We start from the raw sequence: 16,648 nt of genomic DNA, 5'->3' as shown, positions 1-16,648 counted from the left end.
GAGGATACAGTCACGGCGCCCTGCGATTACAACCGCTAGTTGCTGTAAAAATTTAGAAATAGACTTATGGTTGATAGCCCAGGATTCAAGTCGGGTCGCGTCAGCGACGACGATCGCGCCTTCGCAGCCGCCATGCGCGCGGAGGGCGACGCCGCGTCGCGTCTGCGGATCACCTGCGTCCATCAGGGCTTCGAGTTGTACGGCTCGGATCGCTGCTTCATCGAGACCGTCCGGACCATCCGGGCCGCCCATCCCACCGCGCGGATCGACGTGGTGCTCCCGCGGCACGGTCCGATCGTCGCCGGGCTGGAGCCGTTCGCCAACGACATCGTCATCGCACCGCTCTGGATCCTGCGGCGCAAGAATCTGGCGCGCCTCGCAACTCTGGGTCTGTTGACGCTGCCCATCGCCATAATCCGTGCGTTGCGTCGCATCCGCGCGAGCGACCTCGTCTACATCAACACCACCGTGGTGGCCGACTATCTGTTGGCCGCCCGGCTCGCGCCCGGCCGGAGCATCGTGCACGTCCACGAGATCCCCGAAGGCGTTGTGCTGAAGGTCCTGCGTGGTCTGATCCGCTGGAGCGGCGCCAACGTGGTGTTCAACTCGCGGGCCACCGAGCGAACCTACGCCCTGCCCCACGGGACCACAGCCCGCGTCGTCTATAACGGCATCGCCGGTCCGGCGGAGCCGAACCGGCCTGCGTATGACGGGTCTCGGCCGCTTCGGGTGCTGATGCTCGGCCGGATCAGCCGGATCAAGGGACAGGACGTCCTCGTGGAGGCCCTCGCCTCGCTGCCCGAACCCGTGCGCCAGCGGATCCAGGTGCGCATCGTCGGCAGCGCCTTCGAGGATGACGCCCGCGAGCAGGCCCTGGTGAAGCGGATCGCCGAGGCGGGTCTCGCCGATCAGGTCACCCTCGCGCCGTTCGTCGCCGATCCCGCGGCGCTCTACCGCTGGGCCGACGTGGTCACGATGCCGTCGCAGCGACCGGAATCCCTCGGCCGCGTGGCGATCGAGGCGATGTCCTACGGCGTTCCGCCGCTCGTCACCGCCATCGGCGGCCTTCCGGAGGTGGTGGAGGCCGGGAAGACCGGCTGGATCGTTCCGTCGGGCGGCCCGGAGCCGATCGCCGCCGTGCTGGCGGATCTGGTCGCGGACCCGGCACGCTGGCGCGATTTCGGCCGTGCGGCGCGGGCACGCTACGAGAGCCTGTTCTCCGAAGCCTCGGCGGCCGAGGGTATCGAGGCGATCGTCCGGACGACGCTGCGCCGCCCGCGGGCGACGGATGCCGCGCGCGCCGCGGACGTTCCGGCCCGCCCGGCAGCTTAGAGCCGGCGTCCTCGCATTCGGCTCGGTTCCGATCCGGCGACGGAGCCGGTCGTGGGACCGGGCTCGCCCTCAGCGATCGGGGCCGAGCACCGCAGCCGCGCGGGGCGGGGCGGACCGTACGGCAACTGACGGTCGTCCACCGCTTCGCGGATCCGCCCCGAGGCCTCGAAGGCCCGCTGGACACGCCGGGGATTCGGCGCGCAGTGCGGCAGTCACCCTGTGGACGATCGGCGGCGCAAGGATGCAATGCGACCGCGCCTGATCGATGAGCGTGCGGCGCGGACAACCCTGCCTGGGCAGGACGAGGAGCGACATGGCGGCCAAGCTCGCAGTTCAGGAGACTGCGGATGCCCTGGACTGGGACAGACGGATCTGGGCTTGCCCGGGCGCCAACATCTATTGCGGCAGTCCCTGGGGCGCCTACAAGGCGCGGCGCGGATTGGCGGTGCGGCGCGCGGTGGTGACCGGCGACGGCGCGGATCTCGCCTTCATCCAGTGGCAGACCCGTCGCAAGGGGCCGGCGCGGTTCATCCACGTCCAAGGCGGTCCCTTGCTGACCCAGGCCGGGACACACCGCGCGGAGGCGGTGTTCGCGGCGTTCATCGATCACCTCGCCCTCGGTCGGCTCGACATCCTCGCCATCGACTACGAGCAGTTCGAGACCCGGGATGCGACGCTGGCTCTCCTGATGCACGGCTTCACCCCGGTGATCGGCGCGCACGATCACACTCTCGAACTCGACCTGACGCAGGATCTCGACGCCATCCAGGCCGGTATGGAGCAGCGCTGGCGCAAGGCCCTGCGCAAGGCGGAGCGCAACACCGAGGTCACGACGCATTTCCTGACAGACCGAGCCGAGCGCCTGTCGGCCTTCGACGATTTCACCGCGATGTTCGCGGCCCTGCGGGAGCGCAAGGGTTTCGCCACGACGCTGCAGCCGAAGGCCTACCGGGACATCGCGGCTGAGGACGAGCACCTGCTCTTCCTCGACGTCCGCGAGAAGGGAGAGCGCATCCTCGTGCGCATCGCGCATCTGTCGGACACGCGCTGCACGGATTTCTACACGGCCTCGAACGCGCGGGCCCGGGCGACGGGCGCCGCCACCCTCGCCGTCTGGCGCTTCGTGGAACGAGCGAAGGCGGAAGGCTGCCGCGTCTTCGATTTCGGCGGCATCGATCCGGCGGTGAACCGTCCCGTCTTCGACTTCAAGCGCGGCCTGTGCACCCACGTCGTCCAGCACAACCCGCTCTGGATCTACAGCAAGACGCCCGCGCTGCGGAAACTGGCGCCCGTCCTGCTCTCCCTTCGCTGAGCGCCGCCGCGCCCTTCACAGGACGCCGACGGGCCGCGCCGGCCTCGGATGCCGGGCCAGTGTCCGAAAGGCCGAGACCGACCAGACCAGCGTGGCCACCTCGGAGGACAGCAGGCCGACGAGCGCCGTGGCGGGAGGCATCAGCAGCAGCAGGATCGGCACCATCACGGCCATGCCGAGGGCGGCGCTCGCCACCGCACCCGCCGTGATGGTCCGGAACGCCGCGGAGGCCTCCAGATAGGCCCGCGGGATCGCGTAGAGCAGCGACACGGTCACCACCGCCCAGACGCCGAGCCCGATCCAGCCCATCGGCTGGTCGGTGAACCGCCCCTTGAACAGGATGTCCTCGATCAGCGGCAGGGCGGCCGCCATCAGCGCACCATAGGCGAGACAGGCGCTGCCGAGCAGGATCCCGTTGCGGATGACGAGCCGGCGTGCGGCGTCGACCTGCCCGGCCGCGAGCAGCCGGCTGATCTCCGGCAGGATCATGTTCAGCAGCGCGCTCGCCGGGATGCGCAGCGGCGCATAGAGCACGATCGTGGCGGCGATCGGCGCGTAGGCGGCAGGCCCGGCCAGGAGCGCCAGCAGCAGGGTCAGCCCCTGCCCCTGCACGGTCAGGCTGGTGACGCCGGCCAGAGACCAAGCGAGGGTCCGCCAGATCGCCCGGTAGCGCGCCCGTGCCCGCGCGTGGAGGGAGAAGCGGATCCGCTCGCGGAGTGCCCCGTACGCCACGGCGATCGCGATCGCGTGGGCGAGTGCGATCGCCGCGAAGGCCCGATCCAGGAGCGCCGTGCCCTCGCCGTTCAGCCACCGCGCGACCAGGAGACCGCCGCAGACCGCGTAGACCAGATCGCTCAGGCCGGCGATCCGGGGACGGCCGCGGGCGAGAAGCACGATCCGCAGATAGCTGCGGAAGGCGTAGAGGCCCACGAAGGCTCCCGCCGCGAGCGCGCCGAGGCCGATCACCGGGATCAGCACCAAGCCGACGCCGGTCGCCATGACGCCCGAGACGAGCACCGCCCCCGAGCCGAACATCACGTCGTAGCCGAGCGCCGCCGGCCGCCCCAGGCTCCGGGCGACGTGGATCGTCGCCGGGACCGCGACCAGGGCCCGGATATAGGTGATGCCGACCGCACCGACCGCGAAGACGATGGCGAACAAGCCGTAATCGTGCGCGCCGAGTTCGCGCACCAGCAGGATGTTCAGGAGGAAGTGGAACAGGCTCTGGATCAGTTCGCCTGACAGGATCACGGCGAACCGCCCGGAGAGGACGGCGCGCATCGGTCCGGGCAGGCGGCGACGGCCGGGACCCGGGATCCGGAGCCAATCACCGGGACGCGGCATCGAATCGGGCATGTGGGTGTGGACAGTCTCCGTGTGGGCAAGCCGACGGTGTTCCGGCACCGTCATCGAGAGCCGGCCGGTGGCGCAGCATCCGCATTCCTCCGGCTCTATGCCTGCGTCGAAGGATCCGCGCCCGATCGGTCTCAGATGACGCCCTGGCACGCGGCGCGCAGTGCGGCAATGCAGCGCGTGAGATCGTCGTCGTTCGCCCAGACATGCGGGCTGATGCGCAGGGCGCCGGAGCGCTCGCTGACGAAGACCTTGTCCTGGTGCAGGCGCCCGACGAGATCGGTCGGCATCCCCGCAGGCGGCCGCAATCCCAGGATGTGCGGTGCCCGCAAGGCCGCCGGCATCGGCGTCAGGCCGAACGCGGCGACCCCGTCCGCCAAGCGGTCTGTCAGCCCGCGCAGGCCGGCGGCGATGGCCGGCACGCGCCATTCGGCGATCAGCTCCAACCCGGCTACGGCCATGGACAACGCCACCGGATCGTAGAGTTCGCCCCGGTCGTAGCGGCGTGCGCCGACGGCCGGCGGCCGGTTCCCGACATTCTCCTCGATGGCCGCCCCGTCCTGCCGGTGCGGCGCCGCGTACAGGAAGGCGAGGCCATAGGGACCGAGGGTCCATTTGTAGGTGGGGAAGGCCAGGAAATCGGGGCGCCACCGGGCGACGCTCACAGGAACGGCGCCCACGGCCTGCGTCGCGTCGATCACCAGGGCCGCGCCCGCCGCATGGACCAGGGGGGCGAGACGGTCGAGGTCGATCAGGCTGCCGTCGGTCCAGTGCAGCGGGGTCAGGGTGGCGAGGGCGAGCGGCGCGGCGCCCGGCCGCGTGATCGCGGCCGCGACGGCTTCGGTCCAGTCCCCGTCCGAAGGGCGCGGGATCTCCTCAACCACGAGGCCCTGTCGCTCGGCCAGGCGGTCGAAGGCGAATCGCAGGGACGGAAACTCGTCGGCCACGCGCAGCAGGCGCCCGCCCGGTCTCAAAGTCAGGTTGTGCGCGGCCACCGCCATGGCATGGCTGACCGCGCCGACGATCGCGATATCGTCCGCGCCGGCCCCGATCAGCCGGGCGGCCGCTGCGCGCGCCCGCTCGGCCCAAGCCGGGACCACCGCGCGGGGATGGTCCCAGGGTCGGCTCTTGACCAGAATTCCCGCTTCGCCCGCCTCGCGCACGGCCCGCGGAAGCGGCGACCACGCCGCCGCGTCGAGGTAGCAGATGGCGGCAGGCATCTCGAACAGGTGGCGCTGGCAGGGAAGCGCGACAGAGACGGATTCGGGAAACGCCATGATGCGCGGGAGCCTAGAGGATCTGACCTGTCGGGACCAAGGCCCGGGCTTGATCGCGCGGCGCCGATGCCGCAAGGCGACTCGTCCCAGCCCGCGAGGCCGCCTGTGCCGACCCGCCCGCCCCCGTCTGAGCCCGCAGCGCCATGGGCCGCCTGAGCCCCGACTGCTTCGACGCCGCACCCGCGCCGATGCGGGTCGCCGACGCGGTGGCGCTGATCCGGGCGCGGCTTCCGGTCCTGTCCGGAATCGAGACGGTTCCGCTCGCGGGTGCGGATGGCCGGGTCCTCGCGGAGAACCTGATCGCGCCGCTCGATCTGCCCCCCTTCGACAACGCCGCGGTGGACGGCTACGCCCTGCGGGCCGGCGATCTCGCGGTCGAGGGCGAAACGCGCCTGCCCATCGGCGGACGCGTGCCGGCCGGCCATCCGGCCGCCGATCCGGATCCGGGCGCGGTGGTTCGGATCTTCACCGGGGCGCCGATGCCTCCGGGGACCGACACCGTCGCCATGCAGGAGGACGTGCGGATCGAGGGCGGCACCGTTGTCCTGCCCGAGGGCCTTTTGCCGGGCTCCAACCGGCGGCGGGCCGGCGAGGACGTCGCCCGCGGCAGCATCGTGATCCGCGCCGGGACGCGCCTCGGGCCGCAGCACGTCGCGCTCGCCGCCGCCTGCGGCCTGCCCGCGCTGCCCCTGCGGAAGCCTCTGACGGTCGCGTTGTTCTCCACCGGTGACGAGCTGACGCCGCCCGGCCAGCCGCTGTCGCCGGCCGGCATTTTCGACGCCAACCGGCCGATGCTCGCCGCGCTCCTGAAACGGCTCGGCACCAACCCGGTCGATCTCGGCATCCTGCGCGACGAGCCGGGGCCTCTGCGGGCGCGCATCGCGGGCGCCGCCGCGTCCCACGACCTGATCCTGACATCGGGGGGCGTCTCCGTCGGCGAGGAGGATCACGTCCGCGCCGCGGTCGAGGCTTCGGGCGCGCTGACCTTCTGGCGGCTGGCAATCAAGCCCGGTCGCCCGGTGGCACTCGGAACCGTGGCCGGCACGCCCTTCATCGGCCTGCCGGGCAATCCGGCCGCTGCCTACGTGACCGCCCTTGCGGTGCTGCGTCCCCTGGTCCTGCATCTCTCCGGGGCACACGACACGGCGCCCGAGATGGCGGTCCGCAGCGGCTTCGCCCGCGAGAAGCGTCCCGGGCGGCGCGAATATCTGCGCGTCTGCCTGCGCGCCGGCCCGGACGGTCTGCCTGAGGCCGTGCCGGCGCCCGGCGGAGCTCTGTCGGGCCTTGCGGGAAGCGACGGGCTGGTCGAACTCGCCGAGGATCTGACCGCGATCCGCGTGGGCGACGCCCTGCCCTATCGGCCGCACGGGGCGTTCGGCGGAGACACCCGCTGAGCTGTTGTTCTGGTCCGCGAGGCTGTAGAGCCTCGGGACAAACCGCCACGACCCGACCGAGACCCCGTGCCCCTTCTCGCCGATCGCGCCCCCGCCAAGGTCAACCTGACGCTCCACGTCCTCGGCCGCCGCGTCGGCGACGGCTACCACGTGCTTGAGAGCCTCGTCGCCTTCGCGGGGACTGCCGACCGCCTGACGCTGGATCCCGCTGCCCCGCTGGGCCTGACCGTCAGCGGGCCCACCGCCGGCCCGGCCGGTCCCACGGACGACAACCTCGTCCTCCGGGCCGCCCGGGGGCTCGCCGCGCGGGTGCCGGGGCTGCGCGTGGGCGCTTTCCATCTGGTGAAGCGCCTGCCGGTCGCGGCGGGGATCGGCGGCGGCTCCTCCGACGCCGCCGCGGCCCTGCGGCTGCTGGCGCGCCTCAACGGGCTGTCCCTCGACCACGAGGCCGTCGGCGCGGTGGCGCGCGAGACCGGCGCCGACGTGCCGGTCTGCCTTGTCCCGCGGGCCCGGATGATGCGCGGTGCCGGCGAGGAGATCGGCCCGGCCCTCGGCCTCGCGCCGCTGCCCGCGGTGCTGATCAATCCCGGCGTTCCGGTGCCCACCGCACCGGTCTTCAAGGCGCTGGGCCTCGCCGCCGGCCAGGATCTCCCGGGCGCACCGCATCCGACGATCCCGCAAGACATGGCGACCGGCGCGCTGCTGGAAGCCCTGGCCGGGGCCCGCAACGATCTGGAAGCACCGGCCCTGACCGTGGCGCCGGTGATCGGCGACGCGCTCAAGGCCCTCCGCGGCCAGGGCTGCCGCCTCGCGCGGATGTCGGGCTCGGGCGCGACCGTGTTCGCGCTGTTCGCCGACCGGCGCGCGGCCGTGCGGGCCGCCGCAGCCCTGCGCACCGCCCACCCTGCATGGTGGGTCGCACCGACCTTCCTGCGCTGAGCCAACCCGCGGCAGGCGTTCAGGCCGGCTCCGCCGCGTAGACCGTCACGACCCCGTTCCCCTCCGGCACCATCACGCGCCAGCGGCTTGCCCGCGGCAGGTCGCCGGGATCCATCGCGCTGACCCGGCCGCTCCCGACATCGAAGGCGGCCAGCCGGCCGTCCCTGTCGCAGCCGCACAGATACGCGCGGCCGTCACCGAGATGGAGCGCAGCCGGAGCGAGGGCGGCGTGGCCGACGGCGATGTCCGCGAGGGCACCGCTGGGCGCCAGGAAAGCGCCCTGCAGCGCCAACACGTCGGTGTCGGGGGCGATCTCAGAGACGATCCGCAGGTGGCCGTCGGCCTCGTGACGCCGGTTCAGCAGCAGGGCCTCCCGCCGTCCGTCACGCAGGACGACGAGGGCGAGATCAGGCCCGTCCGGGCCGGCGATCAGGTAGCAGCTGCCCGGCCCGAGCTGGTCGAGGCGGGTGGTCCGGCCGGGAAGGCGCGGCTCCATGGTCATGCCTCCATCCGTGCGCGCCGCTCACCCCGCCCCTTCCGGTAGAACGCGCGGCGCTCGGCTTCGGCCCGCACCACGGTGGCGCGCACCTGAAGCAGATCCTTGCGGGTCAGGAGCCCGACGAGGCTGCCGGTCTGCGGATCGGTGACCGGCAGGCGGCCCTGCCCGGCCGACAGCATCACGTCGAGGGCGTGCGAGACCACGTCGCCCGGATGGACGACGGCCAGATCGGCGTCGGAGACGCGCTCGCCGAGGGTGCCCGCCTCGGTCTCACCCTCGCGCACTTCGAGGGTCCAGCGCAGGGCGTCTTTGCGCGAGACGAGGCCCACCGGCCGACCCGCGCCGTCGACCACCGGGTAGGCGTGGTGGAGGCCGGTCTCGATGGCGGCGAGAGCCTCGGCCAGGGGCAGGTCCGCGTCCAGGGTCTCGACGGTGCGGGTCATCACCGCCTCGACCCGGGCCAGATCGTAGGGATCGATCCCGTATTCCCGGGTGACGTGCTGCCCGCGCCGGGCGATCTTCTCGGTCAGGATCGAGCGCTTGAGGAGGAGCACGGTCACCGCGTAGGCCGCCATGGTGGCGGCGAGCAGGGGCGCCAGGGCGGCGACGTCGCCGGTCACCTCGACGGCGAAGACGACGCCCGTGAGCGGCGCCGGCAGCGTGCCGCCGAGCATCGCCGCCATGCCGAGCAGCGCCCAGAAGCCGTGAGCGCCGGGCAGGAGCAGGCCGATCAGCCAGCCGAAGGCGCCGCCGAGGATCAGCAGCGGCGCGAGCACGCCTCCGGACGTGCCCGACGACAGGGCGGCGAGCCAGATCACCGCCTTCACCACCAGGATCAGCACCACGGCGCTCGCCAGCATGTGGCCGGAGAGCAGGTCGTGGATCACGTCGTAGCCGACGCCGAGCGCCCGGGGCTCCGCGAGGCCGCCCAGGCCGACCACGACGGCGCCGAGGGCGGGCCACCACATCCAGTGGAGGGGAAGCCGCCCGAACGCGTCCTCCAGCGCGTAGAGCGCCCGGGTCAGCGCGCCGGAGATCAGGCCGCAGGCGACGCCGAGCAGCGCGCAGGCGGGAAGCCCCCACCAGGGCAGGGCCGGATTGTCGGCGAAGGGAAACAGCGGGCCGGCGCCGAACAGGGCCGGCCGCCAGCAGGCCGCCGTGACCGCCCCGACGCTCACCGGGACGAGGCTCCGCGGCCGCCACTCGAACAGCAGGACTTCGACGGCGAGCAGCACGGCCGCCACGGGCGTCCCGAAAATGGCGGTCATGCCCGCCGCCGCGCCCGCCACCAGCAGGGTCTTCCGCTCGGCGGCGCTGAGGTGGAAGAACTGCGCGAAGAGCGAGCCGACCGCGCCGCCGGTCACGATGATCGGCCCCTCGGCGCCGAACGGGCCGCCGGTGCCGATCGCCACCGCCGAGGAGAGCGGCTTGAGCACGGCCACCTTGGGCGACATCCGGCTCCCGCCGATCAGGATCGCCTCCATCGCCTCCGGGATCCCGTGGCCGCGGATCTTCTCCGAGCCGTAGCGCGCCATGGCGCCGACGATCAGCGCCCCGATCACCGGGATCGCCACCATCCAGGGCCCCGGCGTCGCGCCGGCCAGGGAGGTCAGAGCGGTATCGAAGCGGCCATACCACGCGAGATTGGTCACAAGGCCGATGAGCGTGAGCAGGATCCAGGCGGTGACGCTCGCGGCCGTGCCGGTGACGACAGCCATGCCGGCCAGCGTCAGGACCCGCCGATCAGCACTGAAATCCCGCAGCGCACGGCGCAACGGCCTCGCACCCCCGCGCTCCCCTTCCGTCCCGCCGATCATCCAGGCCTCCTTTCCTCACGACCGCATTTATGTCGTGATCCGATATAATCCACAACGGCACGGTCGTGGCGAGGCTGCACAAGCCTGTCGATCCGGGGCATCGTCGGCGGATCACAGGCCCCATCACGGAGGCGATCATGGACACCGACGCGTCCGGGACGGAGGCGCTGTCGCGGGAGCAATATGCGGCGCTCGCGGATTTCCGGTTCCGGCTCCGCCGCTTCCTGGCGTTCAGCGAGGCCGCGGCGGCCCGGGCGGGGCTGCCGCCGCAGCAGCATCAGGCCCTGCTGACCCTGGCAGGCCATGTCGGACGCGCGCCCGCCACGGTCGGCCTTCTGGCCGAGCAGCTGCTGATCGCCCCGCACAGCGCGGCCGAACTGGTGTCCCGCATGGTGGAGGCCGGTCTGCTGACCAAGACACGCGCCGTGGAGGACCGGCGGCGGAGCGCGTTGTCGCTCACGCCCCGTGCCGAGGTCCTCCTGCAAAGCTTGACGGCCGCGCATCTGGACGAGCTGCGCAACCTCGCCCCCGCCCTCACCGACGCCCTCGGACCCGCGACGCGCTGACGCGACCGGCGGCCGATGGGTCGTTCAATCGTAGGGACCGGCATCACCGACCCGCCTGCGGGGACGGAGCGCGAGGGATACCTTCGCGGCGGGCTGCGGTCCGGTCAGCCCGGGGCGACGCGCTGCCGATCCGATGGTGGGGCGGTCTGGCTGTCGATGCGGGAGCCGTGAGGCCCCGCCTCAGCGCGCCCGCGCCACGCAGAACTCGACGGCCCCGAGGAGCGCCGCCTTGACGGGCCCGTCGGGGAAGATGTCGAGGGCGGCCCGGGCCTCTGCGCCGTAATGGTGGGCGCGGGCGACGGTCTCCTCCAGGGCGCCGTGGCGCTGCAGGAGGTCGAGGGCCGTTTCCAGATCGTCGGCGCCGATCTCGCCCTGCTGCAGGGTGCGGCGCCAGAAGCCGCGCTCGCCCTCGCTGGCGCGGCGGTAGGCGAGCACGATCGGCAGGGTGATCTTGCCCTCGCGGAAATCGTCGCCGACGTTCTTGCCGAGCTCCGCCGAGGTGCCGCCGTAATCGAGCACGTCGTCGATCAGCTGGAAGGCGATGCCGAGATTCATCCCGTAGGACCGGGCGGCCGCCTGCTCGGCCTCGGGCCGTCCGGCGAGCACCGGGCCGACCTCGCAGGCGGCGGCGAACAGCTCGGCGGTCTTGCCGCGGATCACCGCGAGGTAAGCGGCCTCGTCGGTCTCCAGGTTCTTGGCATTGGTGAGCTGCATCACCTCGCCCTCGGCGATCACCGTGGCGGCGGCCGAGAGGATGTCGAGCGCCCGCAGGGAGCCGACCTCCACCATCATCCGGAAGGCCTGGCCGAGCAGGAAGTCGCCGACCAGCACGGAGGCCTCGTTGCCCCACTTGATCCGGGCGGCGACGCGGCCGCGGCGCATGTCGCTCTCGTCGACCACGTCGTCGTGGAGGAGCGTCGCGGTGTGCATGAACTCGACGCTGGCGGCGAGCTTCACGTCGCCGTCGGTCGCGCCCGCGTAGCCGCAGAGCTGGGCGCAGGCGAGCGTCAGGATCGGGCGCAGGCGCTTGCCGCCGGAGGCGATCAGGTGGTTGGCGACCTCGGGGATCATCGCCACGTCCGATCCCGTCCGCGACAGGATCGTGGTGTTGACCCGCGCCATGCCGTCGGCCACCAGCGCGACGAGGTCGTTGAGCCCCGCCTCCGCCTCGGGCTTCGGATTCTCGATGGAGAGGGCCATACCCAAGATCCGTGACCTCCAGACCGGTCGCCCCTCAGGGGGCGGGCGATCCCTTCGCACGCGCCCCGCGGCGCCGCAACATCGTCGCCGTCCGGATATGGGGTGCCGCCAGCGCGGGGCTCACGCGACGAAACCGCCGATCCGAGCCCGCTTCGGAGCGAACGCGCGATGATCGAGCTGATCCGGGCCAACGATGTCGTGCTGATCGGGTTCGCCCGATCGGTCCTCGAGGCGGCCGAGATCCCGGTCCTCGTCGCCGACAGCCACATGAGCCTGATGGAGGGATCGATCGGGGTCTTCGGCCAGCGCCTTCTCGTCCCGCGCGACCACGAGGCCCAGGCCCGCCGCCTGCTCACGGATGCCGGCATCGCCCACGAGCTGCGCCAGCCGTGACAGAAGAGGCCGACACCGGCGCCGATTCCTTCCTCGGCGGTCTCCTGCGCCTGCACCAGCCGCCGCGGGGGGCGCATCGGGCCGGGACCGACGCGGTGCTGCTCGCCCGACTGCTCGCGCCGCAGGCCGGGGAGCGGGTCTGCGATGTCGGCGCCGGGACCGGTGCCGTCGGTCTCGCCTGCGCGGCCCTGGCGCCGGGCCTCCGGCCGACGCTGGTCGAGCGCGACCCGGTGCTCGCCGGGCATGCCCGCGCCAACGCGGCCCTCAACGGCATCGACGCGCAGGTTCTGGTGGCCGACGTCCTGGCATCCGCGGCGGAACGCCGCGCCGCCGGCCTGGTGCCGGACAGTTTCGACGTCGTGCTCACCAACCCGCCGTTCTTCGCACCCGGCAGCCACCGTGCCTCGCCGCATCCGGGCCGCGCCGCCGCCCACACCTTCGCGGGCGGGGATCTCGAGACCTGGATCCGGACCTGCACGGCGATCCTGCGGCCCGGCGGCCGCCTCGGCCTGATCCACCGGGCGGACGCCCTTCCGGCCTGCCTCGACGCCCTGAAGGGCCGCTACGGCGGGCTGGCGATCCGCCCGGTCCATCCCCGCGGCGACGCGCCCGCGATCCGTGTGCTGATCGCCGCGGTCCGCGGCAGCCGCGCCGCCGCGAGCCTGCGCCCGCCCCTCGTGCTGCACGGTTCCGACGGCACCTTCACGGCCGAGGCCGAGGCGCTCCATCGCGGCGCGCCCTGGCCATCGCTCTGAGCCGTCAGCTTACGCCGCCAGCGCGGCGGGTTCGGCATCACGGATGCCGAGGAACCGCTCGACCTCCGGAAGATCCGGGAAGGCGAGGAATTCCGGACGCAGCGGCTCGGGCAGGCCCTCGAAGTTGAGGCCCGGGAACGTGTCGGGATGCGGGTAGAGCTGCCAGGCCGCGCCGGGCTCGACCGGGGGGAACAGGATGGCGACCTTCTCGGCGCCGAGGCGCACGATCCGCGTCGGGCTGTAGGACAGCGTCTCGATGCTCCAGCCGTGGTGGGAATCCCGGCGGGCCTTCATGGTGCGGCGGCTCGTCGCGCGATGCATGGCGATCTCCTTCGGTGGGGTGGAAGCGGGATCAGGCGGCGCTGCGGCGTCCGGCGCGCTTCGGCCAGCCGAGCGCCACGAGGCGGGCCTTGGCGTAGTCGCGCACCTCGTCGCGGGTGCCGGGCGGCATCGTCGCCAGGACGGCCTGGGTGGCGCCGTCCAGCATCAGGTCGGTGACCGCGTTGATCGTCGCGGCCTCGTCGATGCGGCGCTTGAGGTCGCCCTCGGCCTCGGTGACCTCGTCGAAGGCGGGCGCCTCCTCGAAATCCTCGTCGACGGCGCGGACCGGGATCTGATGGGCGCGGAACTCGTCGGCCTCCTCCTCCGAGTAGACGAGACCGTGCAGCTCGATGAGCTTGAGGATGACGCGGTCCTTCCCGCGCTTCTCGGCCATGGCGTAGACGTAGGCCGCCTGCTTGCCGGAGACGCGGTAGTTCACGTTGACCAGCGCCTCGCCCATCGACCACTCGACCCGCTCGGTCCCGGGCTTCGCGCCGGGCAGGCGGCCGGTCACCAGAATCACGGCCTCGTCGCGTTCGGCCCGGATGACGGTCGGCGGCTCGAACACGATGCCGGCCTGGGCGGCGATGCGCTCCAGGGTCTTGTGGTAGATGACGGCGGTCCCCTGAACGCGCCAGACGTTGCCCCCGAAGGGCTCGCCGTAGCGGACGAGAATGTCGGCGATCTGCTTGTCGGCGGTTCGCATGAGGCGCTCGTTCCGTCAGGAGGGAGGCGGGTCGTCCACAGCTTTTCTCGGGGACGCTCTTTCGTTCTCTTTTTGTTCACGTCTATATGCGCAATCTGCCCGCGATGCGCAAGGCTCGGACGCCAAAACCTGCGGTTGCGGACATGCGTCATCGTCCCCGCGCGCCGGTGGCGCCGGGGGCATGGCCCGGGACGCCTCGAACAGGCGCGGTCACAGGAAGCTCGAGATAGCGATACTGTCCAGACCGGCGAACGCTGGGAGGCTTAGACGCGTGTGGGCGTAGCGCGAATCCCCTCTCCCGCACGGGAGAGGGGGCGCGTCGCGGATGTCCCAAGAAGACGGTTGGGTGTCGACGCGATCGTCCAGGAGCGCGTCGGCTCCGACGCCCCGTCAGCGTTGGCACCGTCTGCGACCACATTCCGGCGACCCCGCCGCCTGCGCCGCCGTCCCGCATTGTTGCTGCACCGCACCCTAGGCTAGACCGCTTCCACGATGTCCGAGACAGCTGCCGCGATGACGCCTTCCCTCTGGACCCGCCTGTCGAACCCCAGCCATTTCATGCGCTGGTCGGGCGCGCTGGTGCCGTGGCTCACGGCCCTGTCGCTCGCCGTCCTGGCCCTGGGGCTGTACCAGACCTTCTTCGTGGTGCCGCCCGACTACCAGCAGGGCGAGACCGTGCGGATCATGTACATCCACGTCCCGGCGGCGTGGCTCGGCGTGTTCTTCTACGGGGCCATGAGCGTGTCGGCGATCGGCACCCTGGTCTGGCGCCACCCGCTGGCCGATGTCGCCCAGCGGGCGGCGGCGCCGATCGGGGCGGCCTTCACGCTGATCTGCCTCGTGACCGGCTCCCTGTGGGGCAAGCCCATGTGGGGCACCTACTGGGTCTGGGATGCCCGCCTGACCTCCATGCTCATTCTGCTGCTGATCTATTGCGGCATCATCGCCCTGTGGCGCACGCTGGAGGATCCGAACCGTGCCGCGCGCGCGGTGGCGATCCTGACCCTGGTCGGGGCCGTGAACCTGCCGATCATCAAGTTCTCGGTGAACTGGTGGTCGACCCTCCACCAGCCGGCCTCGATCCTGCGCATGGGCGGCTCGACCATCGATCCCTCGATGCTCTACCCGCTGCTGGTCATGATCGGCGCCGCGACCCTGGGCGGGACCACCCTGCATCTCTACACGATGCGCACCGAGATCATGCGTCGCCGGGTGCGGACGTTGACGATCCGCGAGGCCGAGCGCCTCGACCGCGCCCAGCCGCACATCACTCCGACGCCGGCCGCGATGCCGGTCGGCCAACCGGTCTAGGGGGCCGCAATGGATCTCGGGTCTCACGGCGGCTTCATCCTGCTCGCCTACGCCTTCACCGCCTTCGTGATGGTCGCCCTGGTCGGCAACGCCCTGCGCGATCGCCGGACGCAGCTGCGTGCCCTGAAGGGCTTCGGCGAGGATCGGCGATGACCGCGCCCCTCGACGAGGCGACCGGGCGGCCGCAGCCGGTCCGCCGCTCGCTGCTGCTGATCGTGCCGGCCCTCGCCTTCGCGGCGCTCGCCGCCGTGCTGTTCCTGCGCCTGCGCTCCGGCGCCGATCCGGCGGCCCTGCCCTCCGCGATGATCGGCAAACCGGTGCCGCAGTTCGATCTGCCCGCCGTGCCGGGGCTGACCGCCGGGGGCGCGCCCGTGCCCGGCCTGTCGAGCGCGGATCTGAAGGGCCAGATCACGGTGCTCAACGTCTTCGCCTCCTGGTGCGCGCCCTGCCAGGTGGAGCACCCGATGCTGATGCGCCTGGCGAAGGAGCCCGGCATCCGGCTCGTGGGCATCGACTACAAGGAGCCGACCCCCGAGGCTGGCCAGCGCTTCCTGGCCCGGCACGGGGTCCCGTTCAGCGCGGTGGGGGCCGATGCCGGCGGGCGGGCGGCGATCGATTTCGGCGTCTACGGCGTGCCCGAAACCTTCATCATCGGGCCGGACGGCATCATCCGCGACAAGCTCGTCGGCATCCTCACGCCTGAGAATTTCGCGAGCGTGCTCACGCGAATCCGCGCCGCCGGCAAGGTCGCGGCAGCGCAGTAGACCCTAGATTTCGGGCTGCGGGGTCTTGCGCTCGTAGCGGGTCAGCAGCGGCGTCTGCGCCAGGGCGAACAGCACGGTGATCGGCATGATGCCGAACACCTTGAAGTTCACCCAGAAATCCTCCGTCTGCGTCCGCCACACCAGCTCGTTGAGCGCCGCCAGCACGAAGAAGAACACGCCCCAGCGGAAGGTGAGCTTGCGCCAGCCCTCCTCGGTGAGGCTGAACATCGAATCGAGCACCACCGAGAGCAGCGAGCGCCCGAACACGAGGCCGCCGAGCAGCACCGTCCCGAACAGGGCGTTCACGATGGTCGGCTTGACCATGATGAAGGTCTTGTCCTGCAGCGCCAGGGTCAGGCCGCCGAACACCACCACCACCACGCCAGACACGAGCGGCATGATCGGCAGGCGGCGCACCATGACGTAGTGGATCGCCAGCGCCACCACGGTCGCCGCGATGAACACGCCCGTGGCCACGAACAGCTTCTGGTCCGGGGCGACGCCGAACTTCTCGGAATACGCGTTGCCGAGGAAGAACAGCACCAGCGGGCCGAGTTCCAGCGCCAGCTTCACGAGCGGCGGCAGGTGGCGGTGCGGGGGGACGGATTCGATCTGCATACGCTCGGTCGGCTCGGCTGCGGCGCTCACGGTGGGCCGGGAGCGTCGAACGGGATTTGCGGGGTGTGTGGTACGCCGAGCGCGCGATGTC

18 protein-coding genes are annotated in these 16,648 nt (G+C 71.9%); 10 read left to right on the top strand and 8 right to left on the bottom strand.

Translation table 11 applies throughout. The annotated features are described in order from the left end of the window. Positions 1 to 66: 66 nt before the first annotated feature. On the top strand, positions 67 to 1,332 hold the full coding sequence (locus BM396_RS16825) for a glycosyltransferase family 4 protein (RefSeq protein WP_081948663.1): 1,266 nt from the start codon (positions 67 to 69) through the stop codon (positions 1,330 to 1,332). Positions 1,333 to 1,645: 313 nt separating this feature from the next. Then, positions 1,646 to 2,644 (top strand): lipid II:glycine glycyltransferase FemX, encoded by a 999-nt coding sequence (locus BM396_RS16820; RefSeq protein WP_043382631.1) that lies wholly within the window; start codon positions 1,646 to 1,648, stop codon positions 2,642 to 2,644. 15 nt (positions 2,645 to 2,659) lie between these two features. Here the strand turns inward: BM396_RS16820 and BM396_RS16815 are convergent, their stop codons facing one another. Together BM396_RS16815 and BM396_RS16810 are read right to left on the bottom strand one after the other, a co-directional pair. Next, complete coding sequence (locus tag BM396_RS16815) at positions 2,660 to 3,925, bottom strand: MATE family efflux transporter (protein ID WP_043382753.1); 1,266 nt, start codon at positions 3,923 to 3,925, stop codon at positions 2,660 to 2,662. Between the two features lie 206 nt (positions 3,926 to 4,131). Continuing rightward, a complete protein-coding gene (locus BM396_RS16810; protein ID WP_043382629.1) occupies positions 4,132 to 5,274 on the bottom strand; it encodes an aminotransferase class V-fold PLP-dependent enzyme in 1,143 nt (380 codons plus the stop codon). Positions 5,275 to 5,417: 143 nt separating this feature from the next. Here BM396_RS16810 and glp point away from each other — a divergent pair, with 143 nt between their 5' ends. Then, positions 5,418 to 6,668, top strand: coding sequence for a molybdopterin molybdotransferase MoeA (gene glp / locus BM396_RS16805; RefSeq protein WP_043382626.1), 1,251 nt, complete (start codon positions 5,418 to 5,420; stop codon positions 6,666 to 6,668). 66 nt (positions 6,669 to 6,734) lie between these two features. Further along, positions 6,735 to 7,607 (top strand): 4-(cytidine 5'-diphospho)-2-C-methyl-D-erythritol kinase, encoded by an 873-nt coding sequence (locus BM396_RS16800; protein ID WP_043382624.1) that lies wholly within the window; start codon positions 6,735 to 6,737, stop codon positions 7,605 to 7,607. A 19-nt stretch (positions 7,608 to 7,626) separates the two neighbouring features. Here BM396_RS16800 and BM396_RS16795 read toward each other — a convergent pair whose 3' ends face one another. Next, positions 7,627 to 8,109 (bottom strand): hypothetical protein, encoded by a 483-nt coding sequence (locus BM396_RS16795; RefSeq protein WP_043382621.1) that lies wholly within the window; start codon positions 8,107 to 8,109, stop codon positions 7,627 to 7,629. Continuing rightward, the gene (locus BM396_RS16790) at positions 8,106 to 9,923 is read right to left on the bottom strand and encodes a chloride channel protein (protein ID WP_043382619.1); all 1,818 of its coding nucleotides are present in this window, start codon (positions 9,921 to 9,923) and stop codon (positions 8,106 to 8,108) included. Before BM396_RS16790 ends, BM396_RS16795 begins: the two co-directional genes overlap by 4 nt. Before the next feature lie 137 nt (positions 9,924 to 10,060). Here BM396_RS16790 and BM396_RS16785 point away from each other — a divergent pair, with 137 nt between their 5' ends. Beyond that, a complete protein-coding gene (locus BM396_RS16785; RefSeq protein ID WP_043382616.1) occupies positions 10,061 to 10,489 on the top strand; it encodes a MarR family winged helix-turn-helix transcriptional regulator in 429 nt (142 codons plus the stop codon). A gap of 180 nt (positions 10,490 to 10,669) precedes the next feature. Here the strand turns inward: BM396_RS16785 and BM396_RS16780 are convergent, their stop codons facing one another. Then, the gene (locus tag BM396_RS16780) at positions 10,670 to 11,689 is read right to left on the bottom strand and encodes a polyprenyl synthetase family protein (protein ID WP_043347174.1); all 1,020 of its coding nucleotides are present in this window, start codon (positions 11,687 to 11,689) and stop codon (positions 10,670 to 10,672) included. Between the two features lie 168 nt (positions 11,690 to 11,857). Here BM396_RS16780 and BM396_RS16775 point away from each other — a divergent pair, with 168 nt between their 5' ends. Together BM396_RS16775 and BM396_RS16770 are read left to right on the top strand one after the other, a co-directional pair. After that, positions 11,858 to 12,082, top strand: a complete 225-nt coding sequence (locus BM396_RS16775) for a putative signal transducing protein (protein WP_026604550.1) — start codon at positions 11,858 to 11,860, stop codon at positions 12,080 to 12,082. Continuing rightward, positions 12,079 to 12,837 carry a tRNA1(Val) (adenine(37)-N6)-methyltransferase gene (locus BM396_RS16770; RefSeq protein ID WP_043382613.1) on the top strand — a complete coding sequence of 253 codons (759 nt, stop codon included), beginning with the start codon at positions 12,079 to 12,081 and terminating at the stop codon, positions 12,835 to 12,837. Before BM396_RS16775 ends, BM396_RS16770 begins: the two co-directional genes overlap by 4 nt. A 9-nt stretch (positions 12,838 to 12,846) precedes the next feature. On the opposite strand, the gene BM396_RS16765 is transcribed toward BM396_RS16770, so the two are convergent. Continuing rightward, positions 12,847 to 13,158, bottom strand: coding sequence for a hypothetical protein (locus BM396_RS16765; protein WP_020090705.1), 312 nt, complete (start codon positions 13,156 to 13,158; stop codon positions 12,847 to 12,849). A gap of 31 nt (positions 13,159 to 13,189) precedes the next feature. Further along, positions 13,190 to 13,864, bottom strand: coding sequence for a hypothetical protein (locus BM396_RS16760; protein ID WP_043382610.1), 675 nt, complete (start codon positions 13,862 to 13,864; stop codon positions 13,190 to 13,192). 513 nt (positions 13,865 to 14,377) lie between these two features. Here BM396_RS16760 and BM396_RS16755 point away from each other — a divergent pair. From BM396_RS16755 to BM396_RS16745, 3 genes are read left to right on the top strand one after another with little or no spacing between them, the layout of a single operon-like run. After that, complete coding sequence (locus BM396_RS16755; RefSeq protein ID WP_043382608.1) at positions 14,378 to 15,175, top strand: heme ABC transporter permease; 798 nt, start codon at positions 14,378 to 14,380, stop codon at positions 15,173 to 15,175. A gap of 9 nt (positions 15,176 to 15,184) precedes the next feature. Further along, the gene (gene ccmD / locus BM396_RS16750; RefSeq protein WP_043347163.1) at positions 15,185 to 15,328 is read left to right on the top strand and encodes a heme exporter protein CcmD; all 144 of its coding nucleotides are present in this window, start codon (positions 15,185 to 15,187) and stop codon (positions 15,326 to 15,328) included. Beyond that, entirely contained in the window at positions 15,325 to 15,939 is a 615-nt protein-coding gene (locus BM396_RS16745; RefSeq protein ID WP_043382606.1) for a DsbE family thiol:disulfide interchange protein, read from the top strand. The genes ccmD and BM396_RS16745 overlap by 4 nt, the downstream gene beginning before the upstream one ends. 3 nt (positions 15,940 to 15,942) lie before the next feature. Here the strand turns inward: BM396_RS16745 and BM396_RS16740 are convergent, their stop codons facing one another. After that, positions 15,943 to 16,557 carry a septation protein A gene (locus BM396_RS16740; protein ID WP_043382604.1) on the bottom strand — a complete coding sequence of 205 codons (615 nt, stop codon included), beginning with the start codon at positions 16,555 to 16,557 and terminating at the stop codon, positions 15,943 to 15,945. Between the last annotated feature and the right edge of the window lie 91 nt (positions 16,558 to 16,648).

The organism is Methylobacterium sp. UNCCL125, from assembly GCF_900116795.1.
Taxonomy (GTDB): Bacteria; Pseudomonadota; Alphaproteobacteria; order Rhizobiales; family Beijerinckiaceae; genus Methylobacterium; species Methylobacterium fujisawaense.
Note: the sequence above shows the minus strand (reverse complement) of the source record. Positions and strands in the feature narration are given on the sequence as shown.